Source organism: Streptomyces sp. CWNU-52B, assembly GCF_047444975.1.
Classification (GTDB): Bacteria; Actinomycetota; Actinomycetes; order Streptomycetales; family Streptomycetaceae; genus Streptomyces.
Window position 1 is genome coordinate 371,745 of record NZ_JBLFJV010000019.1, and the last position, 16,563, is coordinate 388,307.

Sequence of the window (16,563 nt, forward strand, 5' to 3'; positions counted from 1 at the left end):
GTCATGGTTCGAAAGGGGGCGTCGGCTGTGGAGGGTTCAGGATTGCCTGGATCTTGTCGTGCCACTCGATTGCCTCGTCCGTTGTGATGTGGTGGACGAGGACGCTGGTCGGCAGGTTCCGAATCCTGCAATCGTCATCGTGCATGACCACCGCCGCATCGTATTTCGCGAGGTGCTTTCGAAGAGCGGTGGTGTTGCCGGCGACTGCCTTGGCGTAGAGCTTTTCGAGTTCGTTCGGCAGCACCTCATCATGCCCGATGATCTTCGCACCGCATCCCCGGCATTTAGCTGGCCATATAGGAGGTGGCAGTCCTGGGAGTATGACATCGTGCAGCATCTGGATTCTCCCTTCGGTCGGTCCGTGCTCTATTCCTTGTAGATACGGACGATCCACACTCCTTCCGCGAGTGTGCAGGCTGCGACCAACCCCGCGGCGGTCCACCGCCACAGTGCTTGTTTTCCGTCACCGGGCGGAGCGAGCGACGCGGCGATACCCAAGCCGAGCAGAAGAGTTCCCGCGTTGTAGGTGTGCACCGCGCGACTTGCGAACTTCTTGTACCTGACTTGAGCTTTGTTGTGTTTGGGGAGCAGGACCTTTCGCAACTCTGGATCGCCCGCCCTGTTGTGCCACTTGTCGACGTGGTCGATCCAGTTCTGCTCCAGTTCCCGGTAGGTGAACAGGAACTGGCGGGCGTAGTAGTTCAGTTGCATGCTCGCGAGCAGAGTCATGGCGGTGGCCACGAGCAGCAGGAGCGTGGGGCCGGGCCAGAGAAACCGTTTGTCCGCTCCGCCGACGACTCCCGCGAGGGACAGCGCGGCAGCGGTCAGCAGTGGAGCAGCGATGAAGTGGGCCTCCTTCATGGCCGCGTCATAGCCCAGACGTTCCTCGTCGATGCTCATGCCGGCCCTCCACCTCAAGTAGCAGCGCCGGTTCGGAGTGTGGAGGTGGAACGGGGGGTTCAGTAGGGCGTGGACAGGACGCCTCGATGAACCTCGACTCCGTTCGGCAGGTTCAGGCCGTTAATTTCCGTATCCGAGGGGGACAGGAGAAACAGGGAACCGGGCGTGGCGCGTGATGGTGGACAGGTCGGTGTGTCGACGGCGTACAGCATGGGTCGGAAAGTGTCCGGTGGGACTGCTGGTGGCAGCGCTGATGTTGAATGAGGCCGATTTCAGATTCGAGTTCCTTGAACACGCCTATAGGGGCCTTCTCGGTCACGCTGTTTGTGGGGTGTCGGAATTTCTCGAACCGGAATTTTTTCCGCCGGCCCCCCAACCATCGGTAGTGCTGCGTCCTGCCTGGAGACACTTACAAAAAAGTAGGTACTTGCCAGTGGGAAGGAATGGCATGTTTCCTCGGCTTCAACGTAGGTAACCGGCCCAGCCCTCAAGCTCCGGCCTCTCCGAAAGCCGGTCCTCCGTGGAACGTCGTCCTGCTTCGAGGAGTATTCACGTGCCTGCCAGCAGCGCTGCCGCCGCCGACCGCGCGGCTCAGACCCTGTCTCGCCCGTTCACCCTGCGCGGGCTCACCGTCCCGAACCGGATCGTCATGGCGCCGATGACGCGCGACTTCTCGCCGGGCGGCGTCCCCGGTGCCGATGTGGCGCGGTACTACGCGCGCCGGGCGGCCGGTGGGGTCGGGTTGATCGTCACCGAGGGGACCTACGTCCGTCACGATGCGGCGGGAGACAGCGTCACGGCGCCGCTGTTCCATGGTGAGGACGCCCTGGCGGGCTGGAAGAACGTGGTGGCGGAGGTGCACCGGGCCGGCGGCCGGATCCTGGCACAGATCTGCCACGTCGGGGTGCAGCGTCCCGAAGGCGCGGGCCCGTTCCCTGACGCCCCGACGGTCAGCCCGTCGGGGATAGGGCTGGACGGGGCCCCGGCTGGTGAGCCGATGCTCCAGGACGACGTGGACGCGGTGATCGCCGCCTTCGCGGAGGCCGCCGCGGCGGCCGAGCGCACCGGGTTCGACGGCGTCGAAGTGCACGGCGCCCATGGCCTTCTGATCGACCAGTTCCTGTGGGAGGGCACCAACCGCCGCACCGACCGCTACGGCGGTGACCTGGTCTCCCGCACCCGCTTCGCCGCCGAGATCGTGGCCGCCTGCCGGGAGGCCGTCTCCGCCGACTTCCCGATCGTCTTCCGCACCTCGCAGTGGAAGCTGAACAACTACGACGCGCGCCTGGCCACCACTCCGCAGGAGCTGGAGGCGGTCCTCACGCCGCTCGCGGAGGCCGGGGTGGACGCCTTCCACTCCTCCACCCGCCGGTACTGGCTGCCGGAGTTCGAGGACTCGGACCTCAATCTCGCGGGCTGGACCAAGAAGCTCACCGGCAGGCCCACCATCAGCGTCGGCTCCGTCGGCCTGGACAAGGCGTTCAAGCCGGGGTTCGAGAGCGGGGGCCGGACCGGGGTGGCGGGCATCGAGAACCTGCTGGACCGGCTGGAGCGGGACGAGTTCGACCTGATCGCGATCGGCCGGGCCCTGATCGCCGACCCGGAGTGGGCTCGCAAGGTCCTCGCCGGCGACACGGAGACGCTGATCCCGTTCACCGTCGACCAGGTCGCCACCCTGCGCTGACGCCGCCGAAGCGTAGTCATGTACGGATGAGTCCTCGGCTCCGGTCCGATGGCTCACCCCGATTATCGGCCGACGACGACGTAGCAGCAGCCGACGCCGACAACGACAAGTCCTCTTCCGCCGGAAAAGTACCTACTCTGGAGTAGGTGCCTTCAGGCGGTGGCGGACGGAAGGGTATTTCCAGATGACTGAGCGTGGGTTCTACTGCGGATTGGACGCCGCACTGTCCGTCATCGGGGGAAGGTGGAAGTTCCTGGTGCTTTGGCAGCTCGCCGTGCACGGCCCCCAGCGGTTCGGCCAGCTGCGCCGCCTCGTCGAAGGCATTACCGAGAAGGTGCTGATCGGTGCGCTGAAAGACCTTGAGGCGGACGGCATCGTCGTCCGCAAGGACTTCCAGTCGCTTCCCCCTCACGTCGAATACTCCCTGACACCGTTCGGTTCGAGTCTGGCTGACGCGCTGAGGCCGCTGTGCGAATGGGGATACGCCCACATGGACCGGAACGGGGCGCTGACGAGCCAACCCGTCAGCTCCTGATGGACGTTGGACGATGGACGACGGATGACGGTGCTTCGAGCTCGAAACAGGGTCAGGGTGTGCCCAAGTACGTCGTCGCCTCGACGTCGTTCAGGTGGATGAGGATGTCGTGGGCCTTGGCGGGGGCCGACTTGTACTCCGTGGGGTCCGGCCAGCCTGCGCCGATGTTCCATGTGGGGCGTGACGTGGCCAGCCACGCGCGGGCGGAGTCGGGGGCCGTACGCATGTCCAGGATGTAGTCGGTCTGGCGGGCCTTGTCGAGGGTGTACTCGTTCGAGTCCGGCCTCGCGGCGCCCACGCTGTAAGTGCGCATCACGTTGTCGTCGGTGCCGAAGGCTTTGAAGGAGCCCTGGTAGAAGCTGGAGCCGACGCTGACGTAGTCCTTGCCCAGCGTGTCCCGCAGGAACGCCCCCTGTGTCTTGGGGTACCGCTCGTCGAACGAGTCGTAGGACACGTGCGTGTTGTGCGCGGACAGCAGGACGCGGTCCCCGGTGCGGCGGTGCCACCACGCCACGTTCGCGGCCATCACCTGGTCCCGGTACTTCATCATCGCCACCACCTGGGACTCGTCGGCGATGTCGAAGGAGAACCCCTCGGCCATCTGATGGATGGCCCTGGCGTGCTGTACGGCCCAGATGTACTCCTGCCGGTCGCTTCCGCCGCCGCCGGCACCGACGCCGGCTCCGGCCTTCGCGCCCTGTTCGCGCAGCAGCTCGTACACCTTTCCCGTCCGCTCCGCCCGCTCCTTGCGTTCGGCCAGCGGCAGTTGGAGGTACGCGTCGTAGTAGGTGGCGGCGTCGGTGGTCGGCGGCAGGCCGCGGTACAGCTCGGCCACGCGTGCCTTCAGCCTTGGGTGGCTGCGGGCCACGTAGTCGCTCACCCGGTCGTACAGCTCCGGCCCCGCGTATCCCATGTCGTCACCCATGAACTGCACCGGGTCGGTGGGGTGTCGGCGGTTGTACTCCCGCATCCACTCGATGAGGTCCCGGTAGTCCTGGTTGTTCCAGATCCGGTACGTCCCCTGGAACTCGTCCCGCGCTATGTCGTCGAGGTCGCCCTCGCCGTTCAGTACGTAGTCGTTGACCCGTAGCCCGCTGCTCCAGGGCAGCTCCAGGGAGAAGGACCGGAACCCCTTCTCCTCGACCAGGTAACGGAACACCCGGTGCTTCATACGGAAGAAGTCCCGCGAGCCGTGCGTGGCCTCGCCCAGGCCCACCACCTGGGCGTCCTCGACCATGCGGCCCAGCGCGTCCAGGTCCCGGAGGCTGCCTTCGGGGTTCGTGCCGCGCAGTGGGTGGGCGCTGCGCTCGATGGCCTCGACCACACTGGCTGTCGGTATCGATGTCGAAGTCGCGGGCCTCTTACCCGTGTTCCCCGTGTTCCCCGTGTTCTCAGTGTTCCCCGTGTTCCCCGTGTTTCCGGTGGCCGGAGTAGCCACCGCCACTCCGGCCACCGCGGCACTGAGAGCGAGCAGGACCGTGGGAATGGCTACTGCCGTGCGTCGTCGCGTCATGGCTTCAGATTCCCGTGCGCGCCATGGGTCCCACCAACCCACGCACTGCCCACCCCCAGGTACCGCAGGCACTACCTCCGGCCGCTCCGCCTGCTCTAACTGGTGGTCACGGTGGCGACCGGGTCGAAGCCGTACGTCCGGGCGTAGCCGTTCTCGGTGCCGACCAGGAGGTCGACGACCTCGAAGTAGTGGTCCCAGAACGGGGTTTCGCGCAGTGCGTCGATGAGGCGCTGGTAGGCGTCGTGGTCGTCGGCCTCCCAGACCCATACGTCGGTGACGCGCGTCGAGTAGAACTCCGTGTCGTAGAAGCGCGACCGGACACCGGACGTCCTGGCCTCGATGGCGGGGAGGACCTGGCCGGTGAAGGCGTCCAGTCGTTCTCGCGGTGTCATGGCGAGCCACTCGGGCCTGGTCTTGATGAGCATGAACGCGGTGACCGGCGGTGCGGTCTCTTCGGTGGGCACGACGGGTTCCTCCGGATCGGGAGCGGCGGACGGTTCTGGTGTGTCAGGCATCGTCGGTACCGTCGGCACCGTCGGTATGGTCGGAGTCGTCGATTTCCTGGCGGGACGGCGCGTCATCCGGCCAGGACAGCCGGCTTCAGGGTTCCGGCGCACCACTCCTCGAACGTGGTCGGCGACGCGGTGTCCGGCGTACGGCGCACCCCCGCGTCCAGGCCCTCGTCCTTGGCCCGCTTCATGTCGACGACGCCCCGCGCGAACGCCTCGTCGAGGCCGTAGCCGACGAGGGCGGTGTGCAACTCGTCGAGCGGTTGACGCTCGTAGCGCACGGGGCGGCCGAACTGCTCGGTCATGACGCGGGCCAGGTCGTCGGGCGACAGGTCCCGCGGGCCGAGTACCGGAACGCTGCCGCTGCCGGACCACGGGCGGTCCAGGAGCAGGCCGGCGGCAGCGGCCGCGATGTCGGCGACCGCCACGAGCGGGGCCCTGCGGTCGGCGGCCACGGTGTCGGTGAAGACGCCCCGCTCGCGGATCGAGCCGGCCTCCTCCAGCAGGTTCTCGAAGAAGGACGGGTTGGCCAGCGCCCGGTAGGCCACGCCGGTGCCGGCGATGAGGTCGTCCAGGGCGAGCGTGGCGGTGACGAGTCCCGCGCGGCCGGCGAGCGGCGTGCCGCGGCCGAGTGCGGAGACGCCGACCACATGGCCGACGGAGTGGGTGGCGAGGGCCTTGGCGGCCGGGGCGGAGAAACCGGAGTAGGCGTCCTGCGGGGCCCGCGAGGAGTCCGGCGGGACGAGCCAGAACACGGCGTCCGCGCCCTCGAAGGCCCGGTCGACCACATCGGCGTCGCCGTGCGAGCCGGTGACCACCTCGACCCGCTCGCGCACGCTGTCGGGAAGCCGGGCGGGGTCGCGCACGATCACGCGCAGCCCCTCGTCGTGGTCGGGGGAGTCGAGGAGCAGTGGCAGCAGATGGCGGCCGATGTTCCCCGTGGGAGCAGTGATGACGATCATGGAAACCTCGTGGGTCGTGCCGGATCGGGACGTACCCATCCTGTGGACGCCACCAGTGTTGCCACAATGGGAACTTCAGCACGGGATCATTGCCTGAAATGGAATCACGCCCATGAGCAGCAACACTTCAGAGCCCGTCATCGACGCCAATCTCGCCGTCGCGCTGGACGCCCTGCTGACCGAGCAGAGCGTCACCCGCGCCGCCGCCCGTCTGCACACGTCCCCCGCCGCGATGAGCCGGACCCTCGCCCGCCTCCGCCGCGTCCTCCAGGATCCGCTCCTGGTCCGGGCCGGGCAGCGCATGGTGCCGACGCCCCGCGCCCAGGCCCTGCGTGACGAGGCCGCCGCCGTGGTCCACCGCGTCGGCGCGCTGCTCTCGCCGGGTACCGGTGTCGATCTCGCCGCACTGCGCGGCACCTTCACCCTCCAGGCGGCCGATCTGGTCGGCGCGGCCCTGGCTCCCGGCCTGCTGCGGCTGGCCCGGCAGGAGGCGCCCGGGGTGTCCCTGCGGTTCCGGACCGAGGAGCTGGAAGCCGGTCCGGCGCTCCGTGACGGGCGGATCGACCTGGAGGTCGGCTCCATCGACCACGTCGACCCCGAGACCCGGGTCGAAGTGCTGGCCACCCTGCGGATGGCGGCGGCCGTGCGACCGGAACACCCGCTTGCCGAGGGCCCCCTGACGCCGGAAGGGCTCGCCGCGGCCGACCATGTGGTGGTGAGCCGCCGGGGCCGGTTCACCGGTCCGCTGGACGGCGCGCTGGCCGAGCTGGGCCTTCGCAGGAGGGTCGCCGTCGTGCTGCCCGGTCATCTGACCGCGATGACGCTCGCCGCCCGCAGCGACGTGGTGTGCCTCGTCCCCGTCGCCCTGGCGGGCGAGCTGCCGTCCCCGCTGTCGGACGCCGCCGACACGCTCGGCCTGCGGCTCCTGGACATCCCGCTGGCGCTGCCGCCGGTGACCATCGGCATGGCGTGGCATCCGCGCCACGCGGCCGACGGCGGCCATCGCTGGCTCCGCGACGCCGTCCGCCGGACGGCGCGGGCTCCGCGGGAGCCGCGGGACCCGACCACGCGGGACCGAATCACGCGGGACCGAATGACGCAGGACCCGACCACGCAGGCCCCGGAGAGCCCGACCGTCTGACATCAGGGCTCCCAGCTCCCCCGGAGCCCGCCGGACCGGCTTCTCTGTTCCAGGGTTCCTGCTGCAAGATGAACCGACTGAATCTGTGCTTTCGTCCTTCCGTCCCCAGGAGTACCGACCGTGACCGAGCAGCCGCAACAGCCGCAGCAGCCCCCGAACCAGCCGCCCGGCTACGGTTATCCGAACTCCGGGGCCACCCCGCCCGGTTACGGCTACCCCAACCCCGGTGCCACCCCGCCCCCGGCCGGCGGCACTCCGCCCCCGGCCGGCGCGAACCCGTACGCGACCGGGCAGCCCAACTCCGGCCCGTACCAGCAGCCCGGTCCGGGTCAGCCGGGTCAGCCCGGGTCGGGGCCGCAGTACGGATACCCGCAGTCCGGCGCGTACCCGCCGCCCGGTACCGGGGGTTACCCGCCGCCCGGCGCAGGCGGTTACCCGCCGCCCGGCGCGTTCCCGCCCGGAGGGGCCTACACCGGAGACCCCGACGCCCCGTACGGCTACGACGCCTACGGGCGCCCGTACTCGGACAAGTCGAAGGTCGTCGCGGGTGTCCTCCAGATCGTCCTGGGGAGCCTGGGCATCGGGCGGTTCTACATGGGCAGCGTCGGTATCGGCATAGCTCAGCTCTTCACCTGCGGCGGCTTCGGCATCTGGTCCCTGATCGACGGGATCCTGCTGCTGACGGGCAACGACGCCACGGACTCCCGGGGCAGGCCCCTGCGTGGCTGAGGCGGTTTCCGTGCGCGGCGGCATACTGCGGCATCCGGCGGCGGCACCCCTCGCGGTGCTCGTCGCCGGAGTCGTCGGCTCGGGCTACCTGTACGTCACGGACCCGCACGAGCCGGGGCACCTGCTGCCCCAGTGCCCGTTCCGGTTCGTCACCGGCTGGCTCTGCCCGGCCTGCGGCGGCACGCGTATGGCGTACGACCTGATGCACGGTCACTTCAGCGCCGCGTGGTACGACAACAGGCTGCTGCTGCTCGCCTCCCCGTTCGCCCTCGCGTTGTTGACACGCTGGATGGTGGAAGGGCTGCGCGGACGCCGCTGGCGGCCCGAACTGAGCACGCGTGCCCAGGTCGTGGTGCTTCTGGTGGCGGTGGCGTGGACCGTGCTCCGTAATGTCCAGCGCTGACAGCTAGCTGTACGGACCATCTTTACCGGGATTTTGTCACGGGACGGGAACGAACGGGCGTTCCCCCTCCCTTATGCCCCACAGGTCTCCGTAAGCTCACACGGCACAGGGGGATGACGTGTACGCGCTCTTTTGGCGATCTCTGCCGTAGGTCCCCCTGGAGCCTCGCCGGAACAAGTCCGTTCCGGTCTCGTACATTCATTCAGGAGCACGTCTCATGACCGTCCCCACTCCCCAGGCCCCGTACGGCGTCGACCCGCAGGGCCGTCCCTACTCCGACAAGTCGAAGATTGTCGCGGGCATCCTCCAGATCTTCCTGGGAGGGCTCGGCATCGGCCGCTTCTACGTCGGCTCCGTCGGCGTCGGTGTCGCACAGCTCCTCACCTGCGGTGGGCTGGGCATCTGGGCGCTGATCGACGGCATCCTGTTCCTCACCAGCAACGAGCGCACCGACAAGCAGGGCCGCCCGCTGCGCGGCTGAGGCTGAGGCCGCGGCGTCGAGCGTGACCGGCGTCAGGCATGACCGGCGTCAGGCATGACGTGCGAGGGCCCCGCTCCGACCGGAGCGGGGCCCTCGCACGTCGTACGCGACCGCGGTGACCGCGGCGACAACCGCCGCGGGAACGGCCGTCAGATCAGAAGCGGCGGGTGATCAGCGCCCGCTTCACTTCCTGGATCGCCTTCGTGACCTCGATACCGCGCGGGCACGCGTCCGTGCAGTTGAACGTCGTGCGGCAACGCCACACGCCGTCCTTGTCGTTGAGGATCTCCAGCCGCTGCTCCCCGGCGTCGTCGCGCGAGTCGAAGATGAAGCGGTGGGCGTTCACGATGGCGGCCGGGCCGAAGTACTGGCCGTCGTTCCAGAACACCGGGCAGGACGACGTGCAGGCGGCGCAGAGGATGCACTTCGTCGTGTCGTCGAAGCGCTCCCGGTCCTCCGCCGTCTGCAGTCGCTCGCGCGTCGGCTCGTTCGTCTCCTTCGTGACGAGGAACGGCATGACGTCGCGGTACGCCTGGAAGAACGGCTCCATGTCCACGACCAGGTCCTTGAGCACGGTGAGGCCCTTGATGGGCTCGACCGTGATGGGCTTGGTGGGATCGAGGTCCTTGATCAGCGTCTTGCAGGCCAGCCGGTTCTTGCCGTTGATCCGCATGGCGTCCGAGCCGCAGATGCCGTGTGCGCAGGACCGGCGGAAGGTCAGCGAACCGTCCTGGTCCCACTTGATCTTGTGCAGCGCGTCGAGGACACGCTCCTTGGGGTCGATCTCCAGCTGGAAGTCTTCCCAGAGCGCGTCCGCCGAGACCTCGGGGTTGAAGCGCCGGATCCGGAAGGTGGCCGTGATGTACGGGGAGTCGCCGAAGCCGGGCTCGGGAGTGCCGGCCGCTTCCGGCTTGTCCAGGGTCGGGGTTGCCATCAGTACTTACGCTCCATCGGCTGGTAGCGGGTCTGGACGACGGGCTTGTAGTCGAGACGAATGGACTCGGTGCCGTCGTCGCCGACCTCGCGGTACGCCATGGTGTGGCGCATGAAGTTGACGTCGTCGCGGTTGGGGTAGTCCTCGCGGTAGTGACCGCCGCGGGATTCCTTGCGGGCGAGCGCGGAGACGGCCATGACCTCGGCGAGGTCGAGCAGGTTGCCCAGCTCGACGGCCTCCAGGAGGTCGGTGTTGAACCGCTTGCCCTTGTCCTGGACGGACACGTTCAGGTAGCGCTCGCGCAGCTCGCCGATCTTCTCGACGGCCGTCTTGATCGTCTGCTCGGTGCGGAACACCATGACGTTGGCGTCCATGCACTCCTGCAGCTCACGGCGGATGTCCGCCACGCGCTCGCTGCCCGTGGAGTTCCGCAGCCGCTCGATCTGCGCGACGACCAGCGAGGAGGGGTCCTCGGGCAGTTCGACGTGCGGGGCCGTGGCGGAGTACTCCGCCGCCGCGATGCCCGCGCGCTTGCCGAACACGTTGATGTCGAGCAGCGAGTTGGTGCCCAGGCGGTTGGCGCCGTGCACGGAGACGCACGCGACCTCGCCGGCCGCGTACAGGCCGGGGACGACGGTGGTGTTGTCGCTCAGCACCTCGCCCTGGACGTTCGTCGGGATGCCGCCCATGGCGTAGTGCGCGGTGGGCTGGATCGGGATCGGGTCCGTGTACGGCTCGATGCCGAGGTACGTACGGGCGAACTCCGTGATGTCGGGCAGCTTGGCGTCCAGCTGCTCCGGCGGGAGGTGCGTGAGGTCGAGGTAGACGTGGTCGCCCTCGGGACCGCAGCCGCGGCCCTCACGGATCTCCGTGTAGATCGACCGCGACACCACGTCGCGCGAGGCGAGGTCCTTCATGACCGGCGCGTACTTCTCCATGAAGCGCTCGCCGTCCTTGTTGCGGAGGATGCCGCCCTCACCGCGGGCGCCCTCCGTCAGCAGGATGCCCATGCGCCAGATGCCGGTCGGGTGGAACTGGAAGAACTCCATGTCCTCCAGCGGCAGCCCGCGACGGTAGACCGCCGCCTGGCCGTCACCGGTCAGCGTGTGCGCGTTGGACGTCACCTTGAAGAACTTGCCGGTGCCGCCGGACGCGTAGATCACGGCCTTCGCCTGGAAGACGTGGATCTCACCGGTCGCCAGCTCGTAGGCGACGACGCCGGCCGACGTCTTGACGCCGTCGACCTCCGCGATCAGCTGGTCGAGGACGTAGAACTCGTTGTAGAACTCCACGCCCTCCTTGACGCAGTTCTGATAGAGCGTCTGGAGGATCATGTGACCGGTGCGGTCCGCCGCGTAGCAGGACCGGCGGACCGGGGCCTCGCCGTGGTTGCGGGAGTGCCCGCCGAACCGGCGCTGGTCGATGGTGCCGTCCGGGGTCCGGTTGAAGGGCAGGCCCATCTTCTCCAGGTCGAGGACCGCGTCGATGGCCTCCTTCGCGAGGATCTCGGCGGCGTCCTGGTCGACCAGGTAGTCACCGCCCTTGATCGTGTCGAAGGTGTGCCACTCCCAGTTGTCCTCCTCCACGTTGGCGAGCGCGGCGGCCATACCGCCCTGCGCGGCGCCCGTGTGGGAGCGGGTGGGGTAGAGCTTCGTCAGCACGGCGGTCCGGCTGCGCTTCGTCGCCTCGATGGCGGCACGCATGCCGGCGCCGCCGGCGCCGACGATGACGGTGTCGTACTTGTGGATCTTCATGTTTCTCGCAGCCCCGTGCCTAGCGGATGTTCGGGTCGAAGGTGAAGATCACCAGCGTGCCCAGCAGAATGGTGAACACCGTGGCGGTGTAGAGCAGGCCCTTGAGCCACAGCCGGGTGTTCGCGCACTCCGCATAGTCGTTGATGACCGTGCGCAGACCGTTGGCGCCGTGCAGCATCGCGAGCCACAGCATCAGCAGATCCCAGACCTGCCAGAACGGGGAGGCCCAGCGGCCCGCCACGAAGGCGAAGCCGATCTTGGAGACGCCGCCGTCGAGGACGAGCTGGATGAGCAGGTGTCCGAGGACCAGGACGACGAGGACGACGCCGGACAGCCGCATGAACAGCCAGCCGTACATCTCGAAGTTGCCACGGGTGGACTTCGGGGTCTTGGCGGTCCGCTTGCGCGGGGCTTCGATCAGGGGCGCCGGGTGGTCGGCGTCGTAGAGGGATGCTCCCTCGACGGGGCCGATGCCGGACGCGGTCGTGTCGGTGGTGACTGTGTTGTTCGACATGCTTGCGCGTCAGCTCCCGAAGACTTCACGAGCGGCGTGGCCGAGTACGGGGTAGAGGGCCCCGATCATCAGTACGACCCAGATGCCGACGACGGTCCAGAGCAGCTGCTTCTGGTAGCGCGGCCCCTTCGACCAGAAGTCGACGGCGATCACACGCAGGCCGTTGAGCGCGTGGAAGAGGATGGCGGCCACGAGGCCGTACTCCAGCAGCGCGACGATCGGCGTCTTGTAGGTGGCTACGACGTTGTCGTAGTCCTCGGGGGAGACACGGACGAGAGCGGTGTCCAGGACGTGTACGAACAGGAAGAAGAAGATGAGGACGCCGGTGACTCGATGAGCCACCCAGGACCACATTCCTTCCCGGCCGCGGTACAGCGTTCCAGCCGGCACGGAAGAACCCTCCGGGAGCGGGGATTGGGGCCTGCCGGCTTCGATGTCGGTCGGGCCCGGCCGGGTACGGTCCACCGGCCCCGGCCATCGTAGCGACGTGTTGTCGGAACGTTCACAGCGGGCCTGCCGATGTGATCGAAGTGGCAGTCAAACAGGCTCGTACGGGCTATTAACGGGCGCTTTTCCGGCGGTTTTCGGGCAGAGGTCCCGCACGGGGGCGGGGTTTGCACGGAGGGCGGGGTTTGCACGAGGGACAGGGGCTACGGGGCCGCCGTGGCGCAGGTCTCGCTCACCAGACGGGACAGCCGGCCCCTGGCCAGGCGGCGCAGTTCCTCCGCGGTGAGGACCCGCTCCTCGTCCGGGTCGTTGGCCAGCCGGTCGCGGATCGCGGCCAGGACCTGGTCGGGGGAGTCCTCCGGGGCCGTGTCGTCCAGGCAGATCACGAAGACATGGCCGAAACGGCTCTCGTACGCCGCGTGGGCGGCGCTCAGGGCGGTGTGCGCGGCCGAGTAGGCGCCGTCCGGGAGCAGTGTGAGAGATTCGCAGGCCAGCGCCTCGGTGACGTCGCCGCGCGTCAGGTCGTACGCCGCCTCGTCGGACGCGGCCAGCAGGGAGCCCAGGTCGGGGTAGGGGCGGTGGGCGGCGATGCGGCGGGCCCAGCGCTTGCTGCCGCAGCAGGCCAGGAGGGCCGGCTCGGCCTCGTCGGCGGGCATGGCGTTGAACCGGTCAAGGCCGGTGGGGCCGGTGGGGTGGGATCCGGTCGACTGCGGCGGGGCGGTGGCCTGGCCGGGGAGGCGGCGGGACGGGCGGTGCGCGGACAGCGTGGGTTCCTCGGCGGGTCGGTGGGGCGGAGGGCCGGCGGGGGGTTCTGCGGCGCCCGAACGGGCGCCCCGCGTGGTTCGGCAGGGAATCAAGCGACAGAAGGGAAATCAAGTGAGAGGTGTGGCATCACGCTATCGAGGCTTGACGGAAGCTGTCCGACAGATGCCCGAACTTCACCCGTAAGGGAGAGTTTCAGGACAGGAGGTGGACGGCGGCCCCGGGCGGCGGGGCTTAGGTTCACAAGGGAGGCACAGCGCACGGGGACGGTATCGGGAAAGTGAGTGGACTGTGGTGAACGGGCGTAGGCGCAAGGAACGGTCGTCGGCGGGCAGGAAGCCCCTGCTGGTCGGCGCGGGCGTCGTGGCGGTCGTCGCGGGTGCCGCGCTGACCGTCGGGCTCTGGCCGAGCGGCGACTCGGACACCCCTTCGTCCCGGCGGCCCTCCGGCGGGAGAGGTGCCCTGGAGCCGGGGGCCTCCTCGACTCCGTCACCCACTCGGACGTATCCGCTGTCGAAGAGTCCGCAGACGATCCCGGCCGTGCGCGACCACACGCCCGCCCGCGGTCCCGGCTGGCGTCCGGCGAAGGGCGGGCGCGTGGTCGTGGGCGACAAGAAGCTCGCGGACGAGGGACGGCTGCTCGCCGGTGAACTGGGGCTGACCTACGCGGGCAGCGGCGAGCCCCGCGCCGGGGACGTCGGGCTGGGCCTCACCGACGAGGACGCCGACGCGGAGTCGTACACGCTGACCGTGAAGGACGGGCGGGTGCGGATCACCGGCAGCGCCGAGGCGGGCGTCTTCTACGGCACCCGCACGCTCAAACAGGAGGTCCACGGGGACGCCACGGCGCCCGAGGGGGTCGTACGGGACTCGCCGGCCAAGCCGCAGCGCGGGTTCATGCTGGACATCGCGCGCAAGCATTTCACCGCCTCGTGGATCGAGGACCGCGTCCGCGAGCTGGGCGACCTGAAGTACAACCAGCTCGGACTGCACTTCTCCGACGACCAGGGCTTCCGGATAGCCTCCGACTCGCACCCCGAGATCGTGTCGAAGGAACACCTGACGAAGGCGCAGGTGCGGAGCATCGTCAAGCTCGCGGCCGGCCGGCACATCACGGTGGTGCCCGAGATCGACTCGCCCGGACACCTCGGAGCGGTGATCGCCGCGCACCCGGACCTCCAGCTGCGCAACACGCAGGGCGTCGCCTCCCGGGGCGCGATGGACATCTCGAAGCCGGCCGCCGGGAAGATCGTGGACGAGCTCCTCGACGAGTACGCCGACCTGTTCCCCGGGAAGCACTGGCACCTCGGCGCCGACGAGTACCAGGCCCTGACGGTGGCGAACCCGGCGGCCTCCTACCCGCAGCTGGCCACCGCGGCGAAGAAGGCGTACGGATCCGGCGCCGGCATCGCGGACCTGGCGACGGGCTGGCTCAACGACCGCGCGGACACGATGCGGGGGCACGACCGGGTGCTGCGCGCGTGGAACGACGGGTTCTTCTCCGGGGGCGCCGTCCAGGCCGACGACGACCTGCGGGTCGCGTACTGGACCGGCAAGGAGATCGGCGCGCGTGAGCCGGACGAGTACCTGCGGGCCGGCCGCGAGCTGCTCAACTACAACGACGAGTACCTCTACTACGTCCTCGGGCAGCCCAACACCTTCGTCTACCCGGACGGGCGGCGCATCTACGAGCAGTGGACCCCCCTCGTCGTACGGGGCACGAAGCCGGTTTCCAAGGAGTACGACGACCAGATCCTCGGCGCGTCCTTCGCCGTCTGGTGCGACCTCTCGGGCTCCCAGACCCAGGACCAGGTGGCGGCGGGCATCCGGATGCCGTTGCGGGCGCTGACCCAGAAGCTGTGGGACCCGCGCACCCCCGAGCCGTCGTGGGCCGACTTCAAGGGGCTCGCGGGCAAACTGGGCTGAGGGTGCCTGGCGTGTTCCAGTGGCGAACTGTCGTACGTGTGTGGTGTATTCGGCGCTGGTCGAACCGGCACACGGGGGGAGCGGCATGGGCTACTGGGGATATTTCGTGGTGGGCAGGAGCGAGCGGCCGCTCGCGGAGCTCGGCGCGCTGTCCGGCGTGTCGGGCATGACCCTGCACGAGACGACGGAGGACGGCTGGCAGGTGTGGGAGTACCCGAACGCTCCCGACGGCGGCGCCTCGGACGTGGGGAACATGAACGACCTGGCCGAGGAGACGGGCGCGCCCGCGCTCTTCGGCTACGTCATGGACAGCGACTGCGTGGTCGTCGAGGCGGCCGCGCCGGACAGCGGGGCCTGGACGACCTGTCTGGACCGGGACGCGATGGCCGGGTACCTGGGCGGGAACGAGGACGGCCTGGCCGTCGACGACTTCTTCCTCGAACCGCGCGACGCCGTCACGCGGGCCCTCGCCTGGGCGGCCGAGTCGGGCCGTGACGCGTCCGAGGACCGGCTCCTGGACGTGCTCACCTCCGCCGCTGACCCGTCGGCCGAGATGCTCTTCTTCCGGTTCCTGGACCGGCTCGGGGTCGTCCCGATGTAGACGCGTGTAGAGGCGGCGTGCAGGTCGCCTGGTGGATGTGTGACGTTCCGGCCGCCGCGCACGCAGTAAGGGGGAGTGCGGGCTCAGCGATCAGCTGCGGCCCCATCGAGGGAGGCGTGATGAGCCTGGTGGAACTGATCGCCGCGGCCGACGAGCGAGGTCTCGCGGCGGGCGGTCTGGCGTGCCTGGACAGGTGCGTGCCCCTGTTGGGCGGCGACGACGAGATCCTGCGGCCCCTGTGGGCGAGCCTCGCGGAGTCCCCTGCCGGGGCCGGGTCCGAGGAGGGCGACCGGGACTGGGGCGCGTGCGTCGAGCAGGCGCGCGCCAAGCTCCAGGTCACCGGCGCCCCGGGAAGCGACGCGTCCGCCGAGGGCGAGGCCGTCGCGCTGGCGCACGGCATGCTCGGCGCCGTCCCCGCCGAGCGCACTCCGGAGAACCTCCGGGAGTGGGCCGACGCCTGCTCGGTCGCCGCGCTGCGGATCCACCGGCTCCTCGACGCCACGGCCGCCGCGGGGCCCGACGGCGCGTCCTTCGACGCGGCCTCGGTGACGGCCCTGCGCGAGGGCCGTACGCAGGACATGTCGCCCCTCGTCGCCGCCGAACTGCGCCGCCAGATCGGCATCCTCGAACTGCTGTCGGCCCACGGCGCGGCCGGTCTGCGCCCGGCGTGGGAACTCTCCACCGAGGGCCGGCGCGTCCTGCGTGCGGTGGTGTCCCGGCGCGCCCGCGGCCGGAACTGACAAGCCCTCACGCACCGACGCTACGCGG

General features: G+C 69.3%; 19 protein-coding genes. 9 read left to right on the forward strand and 10 right to left on the reverse strand.

Annotation, left to right across the window (positions count from 1 at the left end; all coding sequences use genetic code 11):
- Position 1 precedes the first annotated feature (1 nt).
- Both ACLVWQ_RS19475 and ACLVWQ_RS19480 read right to left on the reverse strand, forming a co-directional pair.
- Positions 2-337, reverse strand: coding sequence for a hypothetical protein (locus ACLVWQ_RS19475; RefSeq protein WP_414110159.1), 336 nt, complete (start codon positions 335-337; stop codon positions 2-4).
- A gap of 29 nt (positions 338-366) precedes the next feature.
- Positions 367-900 carry a hypothetical protein gene (locus ACLVWQ_RS19480; protein WP_414110160.1) on the reverse strand — a complete coding sequence of 178 codons (534 nt, stop codon included), beginning with the start codon at positions 898-900 and terminating at the stop codon, positions 367-369.
- A 553-nt stretch (positions 901-1,453) separates the two neighbouring features.
- Between ACLVWQ_RS19480 and ACLVWQ_RS19485 the strand changes: the two genes are divergently transcribed.
- The gene (locus tag ACLVWQ_RS19485; protein WP_414110161.1) at positions 1,454-2,584 is read left to right on the forward strand and encodes an NADH:flavin oxidoreductase; all 1,131 of its coding nucleotides are present in this window, start codon (positions 1,454-1,456) and stop codon (positions 2,582-2,584) included.
- Positions 2,585-2,768: 184 nt separating this feature from the next.
- Positions 2,769-3,119 carry a winged helix-turn-helix transcriptional regulator gene (locus ACLVWQ_RS19490; protein ID WP_414110162.1) on the forward strand — a complete coding sequence of 117 codons (351 nt, stop codon included), beginning with the start codon at positions 2,769-2,771 and terminating at the stop codon, positions 3,117-3,119.
- Positions 3,120-3,171: 52 nt separating this feature from the next.
- On the opposite strand, the gene ACLVWQ_RS19495 is transcribed toward ACLVWQ_RS19490, so the two are convergent.
- The 3 genes from ACLVWQ_RS19495 to ACLVWQ_RS19505 all read right to left on the reverse strand — a co-directional run bounded on the left by ACLVWQ_RS19495 (position 3,172) and on the right by ACLVWQ_RS19505 (position 6,103).
- Positions 3,172-4,443, reverse strand: a complete 1,272-nt coding sequence (locus tag ACLVWQ_RS19495; RefSeq protein ID WP_414110164.1) for an erythromycin esterase family protein — start codon at positions 4,441-4,443, stop codon at positions 3,172-3,174.
- Positions 4,444-4,727: 284 nt separating this feature from the next.
- The gene (locus ACLVWQ_RS19500; protein WP_414110397.1) at positions 4,728-5,096 is read right to left on the reverse strand and encodes a darcynin family protein; all 369 of its coding nucleotides are present in this window, start codon (positions 5,094-5,096) and stop codon (positions 4,728-4,730) included.
- 113 nt (positions 5,097-5,209) lie between these two features.
- Entirely contained in the window at positions 5,210-6,103 is an 894-nt protein-coding gene (locus tag ACLVWQ_RS19505) for an NAD(P)H-binding protein (RefSeq protein WP_414110165.1), read from the reverse strand.
- A 112-nt stretch (positions 6,104-6,215) separates the two neighbouring features.
- On the opposite strand from ACLVWQ_RS19505, the gene ACLVWQ_RS19510 reads away from it, so the two are divergent.
- The 4 genes from ACLVWQ_RS19510 (at position 6,216) to ACLVWQ_RS19525 (ending at position 8,857) form a co-directional block, all read left to right on the forward strand.
- Positions 6,216-7,244, forward strand: coding sequence for a LysR family transcriptional regulator (locus tag ACLVWQ_RS19510; RefSeq protein WP_414110166.1), 1,029 nt, complete (start codon positions 6,216-6,218; stop codon positions 7,242-7,244).
- Positions 7,245-7,364: 120 nt separating this feature from the next.
- Entirely contained in the window at positions 7,365-7,973 is a 609-nt protein-coding gene (locus ACLVWQ_RS19515; RefSeq protein WP_414110167.1) for a TM2 domain-containing protein, read from the forward strand.
- A 10-nt stretch (positions 7,974-7,983) separates the two neighbouring features.
- On the forward strand, positions 7,984-8,376 hold the full coding sequence (locus ACLVWQ_RS19520; protein WP_414110168.1) for a DUF2752 domain-containing protein: 393 nt from the start codon (positions 7,984-7,986) through the stop codon (positions 8,374-8,376).
- A 217-nt stretch (positions 8,377-8,593) separates the two neighbouring features.
- The gene (locus ACLVWQ_RS19525) at positions 8,594-8,857 is read left to right on the forward strand and encodes a TM2 domain-containing protein (RefSeq protein ID WP_414110169.1); all 264 of its coding nucleotides are present in this window, start codon (positions 8,594-8,596) and stop codon (positions 8,855-8,857) included.
- A 154-nt stretch (positions 8,858-9,011) separates the two neighbouring features.
- Here the strand turns inward: ACLVWQ_RS19525 and ACLVWQ_RS19530 are convergent, their stop codons facing one another.
- The 5 genes from ACLVWQ_RS19530 to ACLVWQ_RS19550 form a co-directional block, all read right to left on the reverse strand.
- Positions 9,012-9,791, reverse strand: a complete 780-nt coding sequence (locus tag ACLVWQ_RS19530) for a succinate dehydrogenase iron-sulfur subunit (RefSeq protein ID WP_414110170.1) — start codon at positions 9,789-9,791, stop codon at positions 9,012-9,014.
- On the reverse strand, positions 9,791-11,545 hold the full coding sequence (gene sdhA / locus ACLVWQ_RS19535; RefSeq protein ID WP_414110171.1) for a succinate dehydrogenase flavoprotein subunit: 1,755 nt from the start codon (positions 11,543-11,545) through the stop codon (positions 9,791-9,793). The genes ACLVWQ_RS19530 and sdhA overlap by 1 nt, the downstream gene beginning before the upstream one ends.
- 19 nt (positions 11,546-11,564) lie before the next feature.
- Positions 11,565-12,059: a succinate dehydrogenase hydrophobic membrane anchor subunit gene (locus tag ACLVWQ_RS19540; protein ID WP_414110172.1), complete on the reverse strand. Its 495-nt coding sequence runs from the start codon at positions 12,057-12,059 to the stop codon at positions 11,565-11,567.
- A gap of 9 nt (positions 12,060-12,068) precedes the next feature.
- Positions 12,069-12,449, reverse strand: a complete 381-nt coding sequence (sdhC, locus tag ACLVWQ_RS19545) for a succinate dehydrogenase, cytochrome b556 subunit (RefSeq protein WP_414110173.1) — start codon at positions 12,447-12,449, stop codon at positions 12,069-12,071.
- A 260-nt stretch (positions 12,450-12,709) separates the two neighbouring features.
- Positions 12,710-13,162, reverse strand: coding sequence for a 2-oxo-4-hydroxy-4-carboxy-5-ureidoimidazoline decarboxylase (locus ACLVWQ_RS19550; protein ID WP_414110174.1), 453 nt, complete (start codon positions 13,160-13,162; stop codon positions 12,710-12,712).
- Positions 13,163-13,562: 400 nt separating this feature from the next.
- Here ACLVWQ_RS19550 and ACLVWQ_RS19555 point away from each other — a divergent pair, with 400 nt between their 5' ends.
- From ACLVWQ_RS19555 to ACLVWQ_RS19565, 3 genes are all read left to right on the forward strand, one after another.
- A complete protein-coding gene (locus ACLVWQ_RS19555) occupies positions 13,563-15,194 on the forward strand; it encodes a beta-N-acetylhexosaminidase (RefSeq protein WP_414110175.1) in 1,632 nt (543 codons plus the stop codon).
- 85 nt (positions 15,195-15,279) lie between these two features.
- Positions 15,280-15,795 (forward strand): hypothetical protein, encoded by a 516-nt coding sequence (locus ACLVWQ_RS19560; RefSeq protein ID WP_414110398.1) that lies wholly within the window; start codon positions 15,280-15,282, stop codon positions 15,793-15,795.
- A 119-nt stretch (positions 15,796-15,914) separates the two neighbouring features.
- The gene (locus tag ACLVWQ_RS19565; RefSeq protein WP_414110176.1) at positions 15,915-16,535 is read left to right on the forward strand and encodes a hypothetical protein; all 621 of its coding nucleotides are present in this window, start codon (positions 15,915-15,917) and stop codon (positions 16,533-16,535) included.
- Positions 16,536-16,563 lie beyond the last annotated feature (28 nt).